The 16264-nt window shown below is 37.0% G+C and carries 15 protein-coding genes; 12 read left to right on the forward strand and 3 right to left on the reverse strand.

The window, feature by feature from the left end:
- Window positions 1-148: 148 nt before the first annotated feature.
- Window positions 149-1300: a pyridoxal-phosphate-dependent aminotransferase family protein gene (locus NBX03_RS07060; RefSeq protein WP_250230048.1), complete on the forward strand. Its 1152-nt coding sequence runs from the start codon at window positions 149-151 to the stop codon at window positions 1298-1300.
- A gap of 86 nt (window positions 1301-1386) precedes the next feature.
- Here the strand turns inward: NBX03_RS07060 and NBX03_RS07065 are convergent, their stop codons facing one another.
- Window positions 1387-2199: a Cof-type HAD-IIB family hydrolase gene (locus NBX03_RS07065; RefSeq protein WP_250230049.1), complete on the reverse strand. Its 813-nt coding sequence runs from the start codon at window positions 2197-2199 to the stop codon at window positions 1387-1389.
- Between the two features lie 520 nt (window positions 2200-2719).
- Here NBX03_RS07065 and NBX03_RS07070 point away from each other — a divergent pair.
- The 9 genes from NBX03_RS07070 to NBX03_RS07110 are packed head-to-tail and all read left to right on the forward strand — an operon-like array spanning window position 2720 to window position 10902.
- Window positions 2720-4258, forward strand: coding sequence for a Ppx/GppA phosphatase family protein (locus NBX03_RS07070; protein ID WP_250230050.1), 1539 nt, complete (start codon window positions 2720-2722; stop codon window positions 4256-4258).
- Window positions 4258-6348, forward strand: a complete 2091-nt coding sequence (locus NBX03_RS07075; RefSeq protein WP_250230051.1) for an RNA degradosome polyphosphate kinase — start codon at window positions 4258-4260, stop codon at window positions 6346-6348. Before NBX03_RS07070 ends, NBX03_RS07075 begins: the two co-directional genes overlap by 1 nt.
- A 1-nt stretch (window position 6349) precedes the next feature.
- On the forward strand, window positions 6350-6787 hold the full coding sequence (locus NBX03_RS07080) for a GNAT family N-acetyltransferase (RefSeq protein ID WP_250230052.1): 438 nt from the start codon (window positions 6350-6352) through the stop codon (window positions 6785-6787).
- Between the two features lie 39 nt (window positions 6788-6826).
- Window positions 6827-7525: an HAD family hydrolase gene (locus tag NBX03_RS07085; RefSeq protein WP_250230053.1), complete on the forward strand. Its 699-nt coding sequence runs from the start codon at window positions 6827-6829 to the stop codon at window positions 7523-7525.
- A complete protein-coding gene (cobT, locus tag NBX03_RS07090; RefSeq protein ID WP_250230054.1) occupies window positions 7525-8619 on the forward strand; it encodes a nicotinate-nucleotide--dimethylbenzimidazole phosphoribosyltransferase in 1095 nt (364 codons plus the stop codon). The genes NBX03_RS07085 and cobT overlap by 1 nt, the downstream gene beginning before the upstream one ends.
- A complete protein-coding gene (locus tag NBX03_RS07095; RefSeq protein WP_250230055.1) occupies window positions 8620-9192 on the forward strand; it encodes a bifunctional adenosylcobinamide kinase/adenosylcobinamide-phosphate guanylyltransferase in 573 nt (190 codons plus the stop codon).
- Entirely contained in the window at window positions 9164-9919 is a 756-nt protein-coding gene (locus tag NBX03_RS07100) for an adenosylcobinamide-GDP ribazoletransferase (RefSeq protein ID WP_250230056.1), read from the forward strand. Before NBX03_RS07095 ends, NBX03_RS07100 begins: the two co-directional genes overlap by 29 nt.
- Before the next feature lie 12 nt (window positions 9920-9931).
- Window positions 9932-10306 (forward strand): bifunctional adenosylcobinamide kinase/adenosylcobinamide-phosphate guanylyltransferase, encoded by a 375-nt coding sequence (locus NBX03_RS07105; RefSeq protein ID WP_250230057.1) that lies wholly within the window; start codon window positions 9932-9934, stop codon window positions 10304-10306.
- A complete protein-coding gene (locus NBX03_RS07110) occupies window positions 10303-10902 on the forward strand; it encodes a histidine phosphatase family protein (RefSeq protein WP_250230058.1) in 600 nt (199 codons plus the stop codon). Before NBX03_RS07105 ends, NBX03_RS07110 begins: the two co-directional genes overlap by 4 nt.
- Window positions 10903-11305: 403 nt before the next feature.
- Here the strand turns inward: NBX03_RS07110 and NBX03_RS07115 are convergent, their stop codons facing one another.
- Window positions 11306-13081, reverse strand: coding sequence for a bifunctional homocysteine S-methyltransferase/methylenetetrahydrofolate reductase (locus tag NBX03_RS07115; protein WP_250230059.1), 1776 nt, complete (start codon window positions 13079-13081; stop codon window positions 11306-11308).
- Between the two features lie 277 nt (window positions 13082-13358).
- On the opposite strand from NBX03_RS07115, the gene NBX03_RS07120 reads away from it, so the two are divergent.
- Together NBX03_RS07120 and NBX03_RS07125 are read left to right on the forward strand one after the other, a co-directional pair.
- Window positions 13359-14060, forward strand: a complete 702-nt coding sequence (locus NBX03_RS07120; RefSeq protein WP_250230060.1) for a YczE/YyaS/YitT family protein — start codon at window positions 13359-13361, stop codon at window positions 14058-14060.
- 104 nt (window positions 14061-14164) lie between these two features.
- Window positions 14165-14647 (forward strand): GNAT family N-acetyltransferase, encoded by a 483-nt coding sequence (locus tag NBX03_RS07125; protein ID WP_250230061.1) that lies wholly within the window; start codon window positions 14165-14167, stop codon window positions 14645-14647.
- Between the two features lie 780 nt (window positions 14648-15427).
- Here NBX03_RS07125 and spo0A read toward each other — a convergent pair.
- Window positions 15428-16216, reverse strand: a complete 789-nt coding sequence (spo0A, locus tag NBX03_RS07130) for a sporulation transcription factor Spo0A (RefSeq protein WP_250230062.1) — start codon at window positions 16214-16216, stop codon at window positions 15428-15430.
- Window positions 16217-16264: the final 48 nt, after the last annotated feature.

A 16264-nucleotide genomic window follows, 5' to 3' on the forward strand; every position in this document is an offset into this window, starting at 1 on the left:
ATATTTTCAATATGTCGTTGAAGAATTTATCCCGGAGTGTTATACTCTTTCTTAGTAGAAATAGCGGGTAAGAAGTTTTGCTGCGCTATAAAAGTATGATTAAAGTATATAACTAATATTTAAAAAATCCATATATGGAGGTTTAGCTATGAAAAATAAAAAAGTTGTAATGATTCCCGGGCCTACGCCTGTAGTAAGAAGCATTCAGGATCAAATGGGCAGAGAAGTTGCAGCCTTCGGGGACCCCGAGTTTGTAAAGGATTTTAAAGAAGTTGTAGACGATTTAAACGAGCTTTTCAATAACAGAAACGGAAAGAACTTTGTAATTGCAGCTACAGGTACTTTCGGAATGGAAATGGCCATATCCAATACCTGTAAAAGAGGCGACAATGTTTTAATCGTGTCAAACGGATTTTTCGGGGATCGCTTTATTGAGATATGCAAGAGAAAAGGCCTTAACATAGACGTAATTTCTGCCCCCTGGGGAAGAGCCGTAAGCCCTGCAGAAGTAGACGAAGCTTTAGGCAAAAAAGAATACGCTGCTATGACAGTAACCCATGTTGATACATCTACAGGCGTATCCGCCCCTATAAAAGAAATAGGCGAGGTAATTAAAAAATATCCCAATACCATGTACATCGTAGACGGCGTTTGCTCAACGGCAGCAGAGCCTGAAGACATGGAAGGCATGAACATAGACGTTCTCTTTACAGGCTCTCAAAAGGCCTTTGGCGTAAGCCCCGGCCTTACGATGGTTTGGGCAAGCAAAAAAGCCCTTGAAAGAAGAGAAAGCTTAGGAGATATTCCTGAGTATTATGCAGACTTTGAAAAATGGCTACCGATTATGAACGATACAAGCAAATATTTTGCGACTCCTGCCATTAATCTCGTTTGGGCGCTTAAAGAGTCTGTAAGAATTATCAAAGAAGAAGGCCTTGAAAACAGGTACCAAAGACATATAAAATACGGCAGAGCCGTACAAAAGGCCGTATCAAGCTTAGGCTTCGGAATACTTGCAGATGAAGATGTAAGAGCTACAACCTTAACCAATTTCTTATATTTTGACGATATTAACGATCAGGAATTCAGAAGTGCCATGTTGGAAAACGGTGTGGTTGTGGCAGGTGCTTTAGCCGGATATGCCGGAAAGGCTTTCAGGCTTGGTCACATGGGTAATGCCGATGAAAACGACATGATTGTTGCAATTGCAATGATAGAAAAATCCCTTATGAAATTAGGAAAGCTTAAAACTGCTCCCGGTCACGGCGTAGGCGTATTTTTAAGTGAAATATCCAAATAAAGAAGAAATAAGTATACTAAGCTCCCTTCGGGAGCTTTTTTATATGCAAAAAAGGGCAAAAAAAAAAGACCCTTCGGTCATTCTTGTTAAATTGCTATTTTTTCAAGAAATGCAGCAACACCGTCTTCTTGATTGGTTAAGGTGATTTCATTTGCAGCTTTTTTTACGGATGCTAAAGCATTTCCCATCGCAACCTTATAGCCTGCAAATCTCAGCATAGAGAGGTCATTTTCATTATCGCCTATAGCCGCCACTTGTTCTCTCGGAATATTCAGCATTCTGCAAAGCCTTCTTAAGGCTATTCCTTTTGAAGCTTCGAGGCTGTTGAACTCAATATTATTTGCTCCTGAAGAATTTACGTTAATGTTTTTAAATAAATGCTTTGAGCTTAATACTCTATTCTGGTCTTCGCGGCTTCTAGAAAGCATGGCTATTTTTTGGATAGGCGGTTTATTTTTTAAAATGTATTCCTCCATCATTTCTATGGCTTCCTTCTGGTCCTTTAAAATGTTGGGGATTTCTTTCTGGCTTTCACCATAAGGGTCGGGGGCATTCAGGCTTTTGTCGTCTGAGTGGGCGTATATATAGCCGTTAAAGCTTTTGAGCCTTCTTATGGTATCTACAGCGGCATCTGCCGGAAGATATGCTTCGTGAATAATTTTTTTATTCTTATAATCTGTAAGCTGTGCTCCGTTTGATGTAATGCTGTAGTCAATTCCTTCGATTCCCAAAACCTCTTCTATAAGATTAAGAGAAGGCCGTCCTGTGGAAGGTACTATTATAATCCCTCTTGATATTAAGCGTTTGATTGCTTCTTTGGTCCTTGGGGATATTGTTTTATCGTCCCTGAGGGTAGTTCCGTCCATGTCAATTGCAATAAGTTTTAAGTTTTTTATCATTCAATCACTCCTTTTGATTTATATTTTTGTAATTTTATAATAACAGAAAACATCTTATTATTCAAGCGGTTTACACAAATTTAACATATGTTTAACAGTGAAAACTATTAAAAGTTCTTAAAAGTATGTTAAAATAGTCTGAAAATTATTACATGCCTTAATGATGATTAAAATATGATTCATCTTAGGCTTAATAAATAAGCGCTTTATGTTTTTGCTGGCAGAAATAAGCTAAATAAGGTATACTAATTGTAAATGTGAAAAGAATAATTTAGGGCGTGTTTGAAAAATCAAAATCCTAGTCTATCTTGCCAGAAAGCCCAGCTGCGTCATTGAAAATCCGCAAGATAGCGTTGCTGTCTCTGTGATTTTCTCCTTTATAAAATAATGAATAAACTTTAGTTTATTTATTATTTTTACTGGGTTACCTATTCTCAAACACCGCCCAGGGCATAATTATTTTTCTGAAGTACATATTAAACAGGTATCTATGGACTTAGTAGAGAGGTGAGTAATTATTATGGCCGAAAAGAAAAAGGAAAATATTGTGGCTATAATAGATATAGGCTCAAACGAGCTTAGACTTCGTATAGCTGAAAGAAGCAAGAGAGGAATAGGATTTATCGAAAGCCTTCAATATCCTTTGAATTTAGCAAAGGATACATTCAATAAAGGCAAAATTTCCTATGATAAGGTAAATAAGGTCTGTGAGATTTTACTGGGGTTTCTTAAGGTTTGTGAGGATTACGGAGTAAGCTTTATAAAGGCGATAGCTACAACTGCCATAAGAGAAGCCGTAAACAGGCCCTATATACTGGACCAGATAAAAATTAAAACAGGGCTGGATATTAGGCTAATTGATGATAATACGGAAAAGCTTTATATATTTAAAATGATGAGCTATATAATGAACGAGGAACTTAAGGATTCCACCATGATGAGCTATACAGGCTCCGGCTCTGTGGGTGTTGCCTTCTGGGAAAACGGAAGCATTCCCATAATCCAGAATATCAGGGCAGGAAGCCTTAGGCTTTCGGAGATGTTTGAGGCCCTTTCGGAATATTCTTCTGAATATTACCTTGTTTTTGAAGAATTTCTTTCGGATTACATGTCCAGCATGGAAAACAAAGCCCCAGAAAACATTAAAAACTTTATTGCATCGGGAATAGAGCTTCCCATGATAGCAAAGCTTTGTGAAAGCGGCAAAGATGAAAACTTTTTCCATATAGAAAGAGAAAAATTCCTTAAATTTTATGATGAGATTAAATTCAAGCCCTTTGAAAGAATCGCTAAGGATTACGGTATTCCTCAGGATAAGGCTTATATTCTTCTTGCGGAAATGAGTATTTATAAAAGCCTTATTAATTTTACAGATGCCAAGGAAATACATGTTCCCAATATATTTTTAGCAGAGGCTCTTGCTTTTGAAAGTCTTTATTCTGATGAGCTTTCAAAAATAGATAAGGAATTTAATAAAAATACCCTTATGTCTGCCGAAAGAATAGCAGAACAATATGGCTCATCGGAAGCGCATTACAGCCTGGTGTCAAAGTTCTGCATGGAAATATTTGATAAGATGAAAAAAATTCACGGCCTTGGCAAAAAAGACAAGCTTCTCCTTCAGACGGCCGCCATTGTTCATGACTGCGGAAAATATGTAAATATGCAGGATCATCACATACATTCTTATCATTTAATAAAAGGCTCTGAAATAGCGGGGCTTTCAAAGGACGAAATAGATATTGTGGCAAATATTGCTTTATATCATTCCCGTAATGTGCCTAACATGGAAGATGATAATTATAAAGGACTTAAAGAATCAAAAAAGGTCCTTGTTTCAAAGCTTGCGGCTGTTTTAAGGCTTGCAGATGCCATGGACAGAAGCAAAATGCAGAAGTTCACGGATATTTCCGTAAGAATTGAAGGCAATGAGCTTATTGTAAATGCCTCTACCGATAAGAACTGTGAGCTTGAGCAATGGGCTTTTGAGGATAAAGGCGTATTTTTTGAAGAGGTTTTCGGTATGCGTCCGGTTATGAGAATTCGGAAGGTGATATAATGGATTTATCTAATAAAAAATATTATATAAATAGGGAATTAAGCTGGCTGGAGTTTAACGACAGGGTTCTTGAGGAGGCTCAGGATAAGAAAAACCCCTTAATAGAAAGGCTTAAATTTCTTGCAATTACTTCTTCAAATTTAGACGAGTTTTTTATGGTAAGGGTCTCTACCCTTGTAAGCCAGATAGAGGCAGGCAGAGGCTTGCCGGACCCTTCAGGGCTTTCTCCTTTGGAGCAGCTTAAAAAAATCAGCATAAGAGTACACGATATGGTTTCAAAGCAATATAGCTGCCTTTACCGTTCCATTCTTCCAAGCCTTGAAAAGGAAGAAATATATTTTCTAAGCTACAATGACTTAAGTCCAAAGCAGGAAGAGTTTACAAGGCGATATTTCAATTCAACTATCTTTCCGATTCTGACCCCTATGGCAATAGACAATTCAAGGCCCTTTCCGCTTTTAAACAATAAAGCACTGGTTTATCTTATAGAGCTTGAATCTGAAAACGATGATGAGGAAAATCTTCACGCCGTAATGCAGGTTCCTACGGTTATTCCAAGGATAATCGAGCTTCCTAAAACAGAGGAAAGCAAAAGAGAATTTATATTTTTGGAAGATATCATCAAAAACTTTATATCAGAGCTTTTTGAAGGCCATAAGGTATTAAAATCGGCTCTTTTCAGAATCACAAGAAGCTCCGATTTTGAAATTGACGAAGAAGATGCCCCTGATTTAATTAATGAAATTGAAAAGTATATAAAGCAGCGTAAATGGGGAAAGCCTGTACGCCTTGAAATAGAAAAGGATATGAGTAAAAGCTCCGTAAGCTTTCTTAAAAAAGAGCTTGATGTTCAAGAAGAGGATTTATATAGGATAAAAGGTTTTCTTGACTCTACGGTATGGTTTCAGTTTGAGGGTTTTAAAGGCTTTGAACACCTTAAAAATAGCACATTAAGGCCAAATCCCATAACAGACTTTATGGATAAGGATATTTTTGAAACCATAAGAGAAAAAGATATATTGCTCCATCACCCTTATGACAGTTTTAGCTGTGTTATTGATTTTTTAAGAGAGGCGGCATTAGACCCTCAGGTTCTTGCCATTAAACAGACTTTATACAGGGTATCCGGAAATTCTCCCGTTGTAAATGCCCTTATGGAGGCTGCGGAAAATGGAAAGCAGGTTACTGTGGTAGTTGAGCTTAAGGCACGGTTTGATGAAGAAAATAATATTAATTGGGCAAGGAAGCTTGAGCAGGCAGGCTGCCACGTAGTATACGGCTTAACAGGGCTTAAAACCCATTGCAAGGCCCTTCTTGTTGTACGAAAAGAAGAGGACAGAATAAGACGATATGTCCATTTAAGCACAGGTAATTATAACGACTCTACAGCGAAGCTTTATACGGATATAGGCTATTTTACATGCAAGGAGACCTTCGGAAAGGACATCTCCGCTCTTTTTAACGTTTTGACAGGGTATTCAAAAATTACAGGCTGGAATAAAATATACGTTGCCCCTGCAGGCCTTAGAAAGATGATTATAGAAGAAATAGAAAGAGAAGAAGAAAACGCTTTAGCCGGAAGGCCGGCTCAAATTATAGCAAAGATGAATTCCCTTGTAGATGAGGAGATTATAAAAGCTTTATATAAAGCATCGGAAGCAGGGGTTAAAATAAATCTTATCGTAAGGGGGATATGCTGCCTGCGTTCGGGCGTGCCGGAACTTAGCGAAAATATAAAAGTAGTAAGCATTGTGGACAGGTTTCTTGAACACAGCAGGATATATTATTTTGAAAATGACCAAAATCCCAGGATATTTCTTGCTTCTGCCGATTGGATGCCGAGAAATTTTGACAGAAGGGTTGAAATCGCTTTTCCCATAGAGGAAAAAGACCTTAAAGAAGAAATTATTAATATGCTTGATATTACATTATCAGATACGGATAAGCTTCGGATACAGAAAGCAGACGGCCTTTATGAAAGGGTTGACAAAAGGGGCAAAGAGCATATAAACTCTCAATTAGTGTTTTACGAACGCTCTAGAAAAAAATACCTTGATTTTCTTAAAGATACCACATACGGGGGAGAATAATATGCTTGAATTTAAATGGCTTAATGGAGCTGAAGACGATATTTCAGCGGCTCTTAAAATAAGAGAGATTGTATTCGTTCAGGAACAAAATGTTCCAAAGGAAGATGACGACGATGAAGAAGGGGATAGAAATTCCCTTCACATGCTGATACTTGAAGACGGAAAGCCTGTAGGAACAGGAAGAATATTAATGACCGAAGAAAACTTTACCATTGGCCGTTTTGCCGTGTTAAAAGAGCATAGAGGCAAAGGCTACGGAAAGCTGGGAATGATTGCTCTAATGAATAAGGCTTATGACCTTGGCAGCAAAGAGCAGGTTATTCATGCTCAGTATTATATTAAAGATCTTTATGAAAGCCTTGGCTATAAGGAAGAAGGAGAGCCTTTCATGGACGCAGGGATAAAGCATATTACCATGCGCCATAAGGGAAGGGTTTAATATAAGACCATTAGGCATAGAAAACGGAGGTTTTTAATCATGGCGGATATGTCGGGTTTTGGCGTTATATTTGATATGGACGGTACGATTATAGATAATGAAGTACTATCTATATCTATGTTTAAGGATTTTTTTAAAGAGCAAAACGTAATTTTTAATAATGATATCGTAAAGGCCTGCATGGGAGCAAAAGACGGCTTATGGACGGCTATATTGAAGTTTAATCCCAAAGCAGATATTGAAAGCCTTAGGGAAGGCCTTAAAGAATATAGAAGCAAAAGACCCTTAAACTATAAAGAATTAATGCGGCCCAATATGAAAGTTCTTTTAAAAGGCCTTAAGGAAAGAGGGTTTAAGGTGGCCGTAGCCTCATCGACTTCTATGGCCGGCGTAAAGAGAAATCTTACACAATGCGAAATATTTGACGAATTTCATACAATTGTATCGGGAGATATGATTGTAATGGGAAAGCCGAATCCTGAAATTTATCTCTACTGCTGTGAAAAGCTTGGCCTTGAGCCTGAAAACTGCATTGCCATAGAAGATTCTCAAAACGGCCTTATTTCTGCGAAAAAGGCTGGAATGAAGGCCATAGCTCTTACAGACAGGCATTTTGGCTTTGATTTATCCTCTGCCGATAGGATAATGGATTTTTCTGATTTGACTGTTGAAAAAATTGAGCATATACTCATGAAGGACAAAAACCAGATTTCAATAAAGAATTTCAGGAGGCCGTAATGGAGGAAAAGTTAAAGGCAATTATTAGCAGCATAGAAGGCTGTGACAAAGAGGTATATAATGAGGCAGTAAAAAGGCTGGATTCTCTTGCAAAGCCGCCAGGGAGCCTGGGAAGGCTTGAAAGCTTCTCAGCCCAGATTGCCGCAATAAAGGGAAAGCTTAAAAACAGCCTGGATAAAAGATGCCTTATTATCATGTGTTCCGATAACGGAATTGTAGAAGAAGGGGTAGCTTCCGCGCCCCAGAATGTTACATATTTTATGAGCGTTAATTTTACAAGAGGGCTTACAGGAGCCGCTGTTCTTGCAAAACAGTATCATACGGACCTTAAAGTCGTGGACCTTGGCATAAACGCCGACCTTAATATAAAGGGCATCATCAACCGTAAAATACGAAAATCCACAGGCAATTTTACGAAAGAGCCTGCCATGACAAGACAAGAAGCTCTTCAGTCCATTATGGCAGGAATAGAAATGGCAGATGAATGCTTTAAAGAAGGATATGACATCATAGGCCTCGGAGAAATGGGCATAGGCAATACCACTACCTCAGCGGCGGTTTTATCTGCTCTTTGCGGAATAGATACATTCTTAAGCGTAGGAAAGGGGGCGGGTTTAACCGATGAAGCTTATGAGAAAAAGAAAAGCATCATAGAAAAAGCCCTAAAGCTTCATCAGCCCGATTCTAAAGACCCTGTTGATGTACTCGCAAAGGTGGGGGGATTTGACATAGGGGCTATGGCAGGCGCTTTTATAGGTGCTGCAAAAAATAAAATGCCTGCTGTCATAGACGGATATATTTCTATGGTTTCGGCTCTTTTGGCCATAAGGCTTTGCCCGGAAGTAAAAGAATATCTCATACCGTCTCACGCTTCCTATGAAAAGGGCTTTCAATATGCCGCCAAGGAAGCAGGCTTTGAACCTGTGCTTCATCTTAATATGCGTTTAGGCGAGGGAAGCGGCTGTCCTATCATGTTTTCTGTTCTTGACGGAGCCTGTGCCATTATGAATCATATGGCTACATTTGAAGAAGCAAATATAGCCACGGAATATTTAGATAATATCAGTAAGGATAAAAGCTTTGAGGTAGAATAAATGAAGATTTTTATTTCAGGAGGCTGTAAAAACGGCAAATCTTATTACGCACAGAAGCTTGCCATGGCCCAGAGAAAGAAAAGCTTATATTATATAGCGACAATGCGCCCTGCAGATAAAGAGGACGACCTTCGGATAATCCGCCATAAGGAAGAAAGGAAGGATTGGGGTTTTGAGACAATTGAGTGCCCGGAGCATATAGAAAATATACTCAATATATGCAGTAAAGACGGTTCTTTTCTTCTGGATTCTCTTACGGCCCTTTTATCTAATGAGATGTTTTCACCGGAAGGTAAATGTGATTTTTTTGCCTTTGAAAACATAAAAAAAGGCCTTGGAAAGGTTTATAAAAGCGTAGAAGATATCGTTGTAGTTTCGGACTATATTTATTCTGATGCATTTATATATGATGACTATACGGAAGGCTACAGAAGAAGCCTTGCTTGTCTCGATAGATTCTGTGCCGAACAATCAGACATTGTGATAGAATGCGTATTTTCAAGCCTAATCATACACAAAGGAAAAAAGGAGTTTGAAATGCTTTATGAGAAAATTAGCTCATTCCTTTTTTGAGGCAGTTTCTATGTATACCATATTGCCTGCTCCTCATGGAGACTGGGAAGACGGCAGAGTAAAATATATCATGGCATTTCTGCCTTTGGTAGGCTTTCTTATAGGGCTTTTATGGGTTTTAGTTTATGCCGTATCTGCAAAGCTTCACATTCCCGTAATGCTGAGGGCTTTTATCATAAGTATTTTTCCGTTTTTTATCAGCGGATTTTTGCATATAGACGGTTTTATGGATACCTGCGACGCTTTATTTTCAAGAAGAGATTTGGACGAAAGGCTTCGTATTTTAAGAGATTCCCATGTTGGCTCTTTTGCCGTTACGAGCATTATAATGCTGATGCTGTGTAATTTTTCTTCGGCTCACGGAGTAATCACATTAAGCAAAGATTATTTTATGCTTATAATCATTCCGATTATTTCGAGAAGCGGAGGGGCTGTTTTTCTTCTTAAAGCAAAGCCTTTAAAGGGAAGCAGCATGGGGGCATTTTTTAAAGAAAAAAGCCATGAAAATACGGTTTTATTCATTATAATTTCTATTATTCTATGCTGTATACTCTCGCTTATATTTTTTGGTATAAAAGGGCTTATACTTTCTTTCGCTTTGCTTTTTGCAGTAATCTTTACAGCGTACGGCTTAAATAAAAGCTTCGGCGGGTTCTCAGGAGATCTTACGGGCTTTTCCATCAGTGTTTGTGAGACATTGGGCTTATTTTTGCTTGCTGTTTTGTAAAGGGGAATTTGAATGATACTTATTATAGGCGGAGCCTATCAAGGGAAGCTTGATACGGCAAAAAGAAAATACAATCTTTCCGATGAAGATGTAGTAAATCTTAAAACGGAAGCCATAGATTTCAATAAAAAGATATTTTATAATTTTCATGACTTTATTTATAGCCTTATTCTTGAAGGAAAGGATTCCATGGCCTTTTTGGAAAGCAATATGGATAAATTCAAGGATAAAATAATAATCTCTGATGATATTTCCCAAGGGGTGGTTCCCATAGACAGTAATTTCCGCCTTTGGCGTGAAGACCTTGGCAGGGCTTTGGGAAGGATAACGAGGGAATCTGAAACGGTTATAAGAGTTTTTGCAGGGATAGAGACGGTGATAAAATGAGTTTTGTTCTTTCTCTAATACGCCATGGAAAAACAATGCCTAATGAGAAGAAGCTTTACTGTGGCTGGGCGGACGTAGACCTTTCCAAACAGGGAATAAAGGAAATGAAGGAATATGTAAAAGCCGGCATATACCCGCAGTCAGAGCTTTTTTTTACCAGCGGAATGAAAAGGGCCAATGAGACGCTTAAGCTTATATACGGCAAAGACTGCGTATTTAAAGAAATGGCAAGCTTTAAAGAGCTTAATGTAGGCATATTCGATTTAAAATCCTATGAAGAGCTTAAAAATCATAAAGAATATATAGCATGGATAAGCGATAAGGAAGGAAGCTATCGCTGCCCTGGAGGGGAAAGCCGGAAAGAATTTTACCTTAGAGTAAAAAGAGGCCTATTTGAGCTTACCAATGAAATTATTAAAAGCAAGGCAGAATCTGCTGTTCTTCTATGTCACGGCGGAGTAATTGTCGCCATTATGGAGAGCCTTTTCCTATCAAACAATAACTTTTATGACTGGCAGCCAAAGTCCGGTATGGGCTATAAGCTTTTATATAACGGAACGGAATACTCAGGATATGAAAAAATAAATATAGAATGATGATAAAGTTTAAATTCAATTATAGTAAGTTTTTTATAAAGAAGGAAGAAAAGCCTTCATTAGAGAATCAAAATACAAGTTTCCTTTGGAAACACTAGATTTTTGTGTCTATGTGAATATACGGTTTTATTTCTTCTTCATTTTAAATTTGTTATAATTTAAACCCATCACTATCTATAGTCAATTTCAAATTAAACAGTAATAAAAATCGTATATTTTGAATGGCTTAAACATAGGGATTTTATATGTTTAAGCCGTTTATAAAAAATAGATTTTTATTGCTTCCTTCTGTGAAATTTACTGTAAGTTCATGAATCTTTATATTTCCGCAAAAAGACCGTCTCTAGAGACGGCCTTTTTGCGGAAATATATTCTTATCAATAATGAGAAATGGTCAAATTATTTATTGCTCAAAAGAAAGAGCCTGTATATTGGAAATGATGGAGCAGACGATTTCTATTCGTTTAAAAGGTGTCATGATATAATATCCGTCTACATAAGGAAAGATTTCCTTTGCTATTTTCGTAGAAAGCTCTACGGCAAGCCTTCGGCCTTCTTCTTTTGAAACATTTTCATACATTTTTATTATTTCATCGGAGACATTTATTCCCGATATTTCATTATTCATAAAGCATGCGTTTTTATAGCTTATAATAGGCATTATTCCGCCTATGATTTTAACGTCTAAGGCATTTCTTGCTCTTTTAAGGTTTTCAAAGGCCTCGGGTGTAAGCACAGGCTGAGTAAGAAACATGGAAACGCCGCTTTTAATTTTATTTTCCGCATGTTTTAATTGTGCATCAAAATTTCTGGCGTTTACATTAAGGGCTCCGCTTATGAGAAAGGGACGGGTCAATATAGATTCGTTAAGGCTTGCTATATAAGAAGCAAGGTTTGCAGAGTTAAAGCTGAACATTGCCTTTATCTCGTCTCTTTGAGCAGAGGGGATAGGGTCGCCTGTAACTACAAGGACGTTTTCAATTCCTTCGATACTTAGCCCGAGAAGAAGGGCCTTGGTCGCATTAATATTCCTGTCACGGCAGGTAAGATGGGGCATAGTTTCAATATCTAAATCCCTTTTTATTTTACATGCCAGAAGGCTTGAATCTACTCTTGCCCTTGCTATGGGGCAGTCTGCTATGGTAATTACGTCTATTCCTACAGATTTGAGCATTTTAGCGCTTTCAATAAAAAAGTCTATATCCGTATCCGTAGGAGGGTCAAGTTCAACGGCTATTATTTTATTGCCGGAATTTATTTTATCAAGAAGCTTAAAAGAAGATTGAGAAGAGGATTGCTCCAAATGAAGCTCAGGGTGTTTTTTCGGCTCCTGTTTTTTTACGTTTTCAAGTATTTTTGCAGTCTGCTTTATGAATTCAGGGGTAGTTCCGCAGCAGCCTCCTAAAATAGCGACGCCCTGCTTGGCTATTTCAGCCATCTGAGAAGCAAAATAAGAAGCCCTTCCGTCAAAAAACGTTCTGTTATTAATAACCGTGGGATAGCCTGCGTTAGGCATGATGCTGACGGTTTTCCCGTATATGTCTATTCCCTTTATATATTCAAGAAGATGCCGTGGGCCTGATATACAATTAAAACCTAAAGCGTCTATGGAATCTATTTCTGATACTTCATAGAATATTTTTTTGCCGGACATACCTTTTCTTGTATAGCCTTCGGGAGTAACTGCAAATTCCGTGAGAATAAATGCTGTAGTTTTTTTGCTTTTGATATATAAAGAGATTTCCTTTAGATAATCTGTAGAGGGAAATGTTTCAAAAAGAAAGTTCTCTGCTCCTGCTTCAAGAAATATATCGGCTATTTCCATATAGCCTTCCAATGGGTCTTCCGAATTTACAGAGGGTATGGGTCCAATGTCTGCAAAGACAAAAGCATCTTTCTTAGCGGCTTTTGAAGCTATGTCAAAACCTTCGGATATTATTTCTTTCAGAAGCTTTGAATCACAGTTAAGGCTTGTTTTATTTGCGCCGAAGGTATTGGTTTTTATTGCCTTTGCACCGGCGTCTATATATTCTCTATGTATTTTAAATATAGTTTCAGGGTCATTAAGATTTGCAAGTTCGCAGCTTTTCAAAGAAGAATTTGATTTGTCGGCATAGTAGGTTCCCATTGCTCCGTCAAAAAGTAAAATATTGTCTTTAATATATTCGATTGTTGTCATGGCGTTCTCCAAATTAGATGTGTTTAACTTATAGTACATGATAAGGCTGATTAAGTCAAGTTCCTGTTATAGTTAAATAAATAAAGAAATACGGAAAAATTAGATTTTATAAACTTTTAAATTTGTGGTTTAAAATTTGTACTTATAAATGAAATAAGCCTTTTGTATATATATTTATTTTATCTGCATAAAATTAAATTGCTCTTATATAAAAAAACAGATATAATATATTAGAAAATAATCATCATAATTATTAAGCTGGAGGCTGGGGTTAAAAATGAAGATATTTGCTTTAAAGGTTCTAAGTCTTATATTTGGGCTTTTTTTATGTGCCGTTTCCATTGTTATGAGTATTAATGCCGATTTGGGTATGGCACCGTGGGATTTATTCCATACGGGGGTATCCATACATACAGGCCTTACGTTAGGGCAGGTTACAATATGCTTTTCCATTATTATTATATTAATAGACGTATTTGCCCTGAAAGTTAAAATTGGCCTTTCAACAATTATAAATATGTTTTCAATAGGGTTATTTGTAGATTTGGTAAATACTCTTAATTTTGTTCCCCACCAAACAGGGATAGCAAGTTATGTTCAATTTTTTGCTTCTATGGTGGTATACTCCTTTGGGCTTTATTTTTATATTGGTGTTGGCCTTGGAGCAGGCCCAAGAGACAGCATGTTTATCGGCCTTTGCAGAAAATACAATAAATCTACCCGTGTAGTAAAAACCGCTATAGAATCTGTAGTATTTATTCTCGGCGTTATTTTAGGTGCTAAATACGGAATAGGAACTGCTATTTTTGCCTTTTGCACAGGCCCCATAATGCAGTTTATTTATAAAAAAATTAATTTTAATATAAGCGGAATAGAGCATGTTTATATTGATGAAACAATAAAAATGATTAAAAATAAGGAAATGCCTTTTGAGGTGAAGCTTTCGGAAATCATTATTCATGGGGAGCAGAAGGCTTAATACCGCATAAATTTGCAGTGTTTCTCTGCAAACTTATACGAATAGCATCAGACGCACATTGATGTATCATACACATCCACATTCTAAGATAAGGCAGGTAGGAAATGAATATAAGAACGGCTGTTATGGAAGATTTAGAAAGTATAACGAAAGTGGAAGCTGCATGCTTTCCTAAAGAAGAAGCGGCTACCTCAAGTGATTTTGAAAAAAGGCTAAGGGTATATCCTGAGTATTTCTGGCTTTTAGAAGACGGCGGAAAAATAATAGGCTTTATAAACGGCATGGTTACAGATGAGCCTTTTATCCGGGACGAAATGTTTAAAGACGCCTCTTTACATAACAAAAATGGTATGTGGCAAACTATATTCGGCGTAAATACCATACCTGAATACAGAAGAAAAGGCTATGCCGCAATGCTGATGGAGAAAGTTATTTCCGATGCCAAGGCCCAAGGAAGAAAAGGCTGTGTGCTTACATGCAAGGATAAGCTTATCCATTATTATGAGAAATTCGGCTATGTAAATGAAGGCATTTCAAGCTCTGCCCACGGGGGAGCCGTATGGTATGATATGAGGCTTACATTTTAGTTCATATAGTAAATTTCTCATAAAGAGGTAACAAAAGTTTATTTATTAGAGAATAAAATATATATTTATATAGTAAAAGCCGCCTTTTTATTTAAAAAGGCGGCTTTTTGAAGGAAGTGAAATGTAACATGTGGTTTGGAATATTCTTAATAACCTTGTTTTTATTGTTATAGTAAATTTCTTATAAAGAAGTAACAAAACTTATTTACTTTAAATTTACTATAATAGATTTAAATACCATAAAGCGGCTATGGCTTGAAAGCGCTGCTGGCTTTCTTCGTATATTTTTAAAAATAATTTGTATAAAAGGGTATTGTAAATTTAAAGGTATAATAAACTTTTATATTTCAAGCGGTTGTTCTTTATGTTTTTATATAGGATTAGGCACTATAGTAAATTTCACAGAAGGAAGCAATAAAAATCTATTTTTCATAAACGGCTTAAACATATAGAATCGCTATGTTTAAGCCATTCAAAATATACGATTTTTATTATTGTTTAATTTGAAATTTCCTATAAGCTGTGAAAATGAATTAGACGTATAAACTGATGAATTTCCTATTGATAATTGAATTATATAGTAAACTTCTTTTAAAGAAGTAGCAAAACCTATTCACCATAGACCCCAAATACGGATTTCCTTCGGAAATGGTATCTTGAATTTATGTGAATACACGATTTTGTTTCTGTTTAACTTTATATTTACCATAATTTCTAAAATATTGGAAAGGAATGTATTTAATGTTGGAAAGGAATGTATTTAATGTCGGATATTTTTAATTAGCTTGCTTTAAGCTCAAGACGAAGCCTGTCGGCTATAAGGGCGATAAATTCACTGTTTGTAGGTTTGCCTTTATGGGTATTTACGGTATAGCCGAATATCTTATCTATAGCGTCAACTTTTCCACGGCTCCATGCAACCTCTATAGCGTGGCGTATGGCTCTTTCAACCCTGCTGGGGGTTGTACTGCATTTTTTAGCGATGGAAGGATAAAGTTCCTTTGTTATGTAATTAAGTACGTCGATATCGTTAACAGCCATCATAATAGCTTCACGCATATAATGGTATCCCCTGATATGTGCTGGAACCCCTATCTCATGCAGAATATTTGTGACTCTTGATTCAAGAGAAACAGCGCTTGAAAAAGGATTTGCAGCGGAAGGGCTGCTAAGGACCTTAGACGATGGCATTGACTTAAGATGACGAATTCTGCTTACGATGGATTCAAGGTCGAAAGGCTTTACTATATAGTAATCTGCGCCAAGGTCTATGGCTTTTTGGGTTATTCTTTCCTGGCTCATAGCTGAAAGAATAATACATATAGGCATACCGGGCCTATTTGGCTTGTCCAGCTTTTCAAGTACTCCAAGACCGTCAAGTCGGGGCATAATACCGTCGATTATTGCAACATCAGGTTTAAGACACATTATCTTTTCATAGGTCTCTATTCCGTCGTGAGCAATGCCTACAACCTCCATATCATCGAACTGATGAAAGAAATTATTCATAATATCACAAAAGTCTTTGTTGTCATCTGCCAATAAAATACTTATCTTACCATTACTCATCCTTATCCCTCCAAATAGTATTTAAGTTAAGCAAATTAGTTATTATTG

This window comes from Anaeropeptidivorans aminofermentans, assembly GCF_940670685.1.
Classification (GTDB): domain Bacteria; phylum Bacillota; class Clostridia; order Lachnospirales; family UBA5962; genus Anaeropeptidivorans; species Anaeropeptidivorans aminofermentans.

Bases quoted from the DNA above. Each gene is read 5' to 3' on its own strand.
- NBX03_RS07060 (WP_250230048.1), top strand. From the start codon at position 149: ATGAAAAATAAAAAAGTTGTAATGATTCCCGGGCCTACGCCTGTAGTA.
- NBX03_RS07120 (WP_250230060.1), top strand. From the start codon at position 13,359: ATGAAGATATTTGCTTTAAAGGTTCTAAGTCTTATATTTGGGCTTTTT.
- NBX03_RS07080 (WP_250230052.1), top strand. From the start codon at position 6,350: ATGCTTGAATTTAAATGGCTTAATGGAGCTGAAGACGATATTTCAGCG.
- NBX03_RS07095 (WP_250230055.1), top strand. From the start codon at position 8,620: ATGAAGATTTTTATTTCAGGAGGCTGTAAAAACGGCAAATCTTATTAC.
- NBX03_RS07070 (WP_250230050.1), top strand. From the start codon at position 2,720: ATGGCCGAAAAGAAAAAGGAAAATATTGTGGCTATAATAGATATAGGC.
- NBX03_RS07115 (WP_250230059.1), bottom strand. From the start codon at position 13,081: ATGACAACAATCGAATATATTAAAGACAATATTTTACTTTTTGACGGA.
- cobT (WP_250230054.1), top strand. From the start codon at position 7,525: ATGGAGGAAAAGTTAAAGGCAATTATTAGCAGCATAGAAGGCTGTGAC.
- NBX03_RS07075 (WP_250230051.1), top strand. From the start codon at position 4,258: ATGGATTTATCTAATAAAAAATATTATATAAATAGGGAATTAAGCTGG.
- NBX03_RS07100 (WP_250230056.1), top strand. From the start codon at position 9,164: ATGAGAAAATTAGCTCATTCCTTTTTTGAGGCAGTTTCTATGTATACC.
- NBX03_RS07065 (WP_250230049.1), bottom strand. From the start codon at position 2,199: ATGATAAAAAACTTAAAACTTATTGCAATTGACATGGACGGAACTACC.
- NBX03_RS07125 (WP_250230061.1), top strand. From the start codon at position 14,165: ATGAATATAAGAACGGCTGTTATGGAAGATTTAGAAAGTATAACGAAA.
- spo0A (WP_250230062.1), bottom strand. From the start codon at position 16,216: ATGAGTAATGGTAAGATAAGTATTTTATTGGCAGATGACAACAAAGAC.
- NBX03_RS07105 (WP_250230057.1), top strand. From the start codon at position 9,932: ATGATACTTATTATAGGCGGAGCCTATCAAGGGAAGCTTGATACGGCA.
- NBX03_RS07110 (WP_250230058.1), top strand. From the start codon at position 10,303: ATGAGTTTTGTTCTTTCTCTAATACGCCATGGAAAAACAATGCCTAAT.
- NBX03_RS07085 (WP_250230053.1), top strand. From the start codon at position 6,827: ATGGCGGATATGTCGGGTTTTGGCGTTATATTTGATATGGACGGTACG.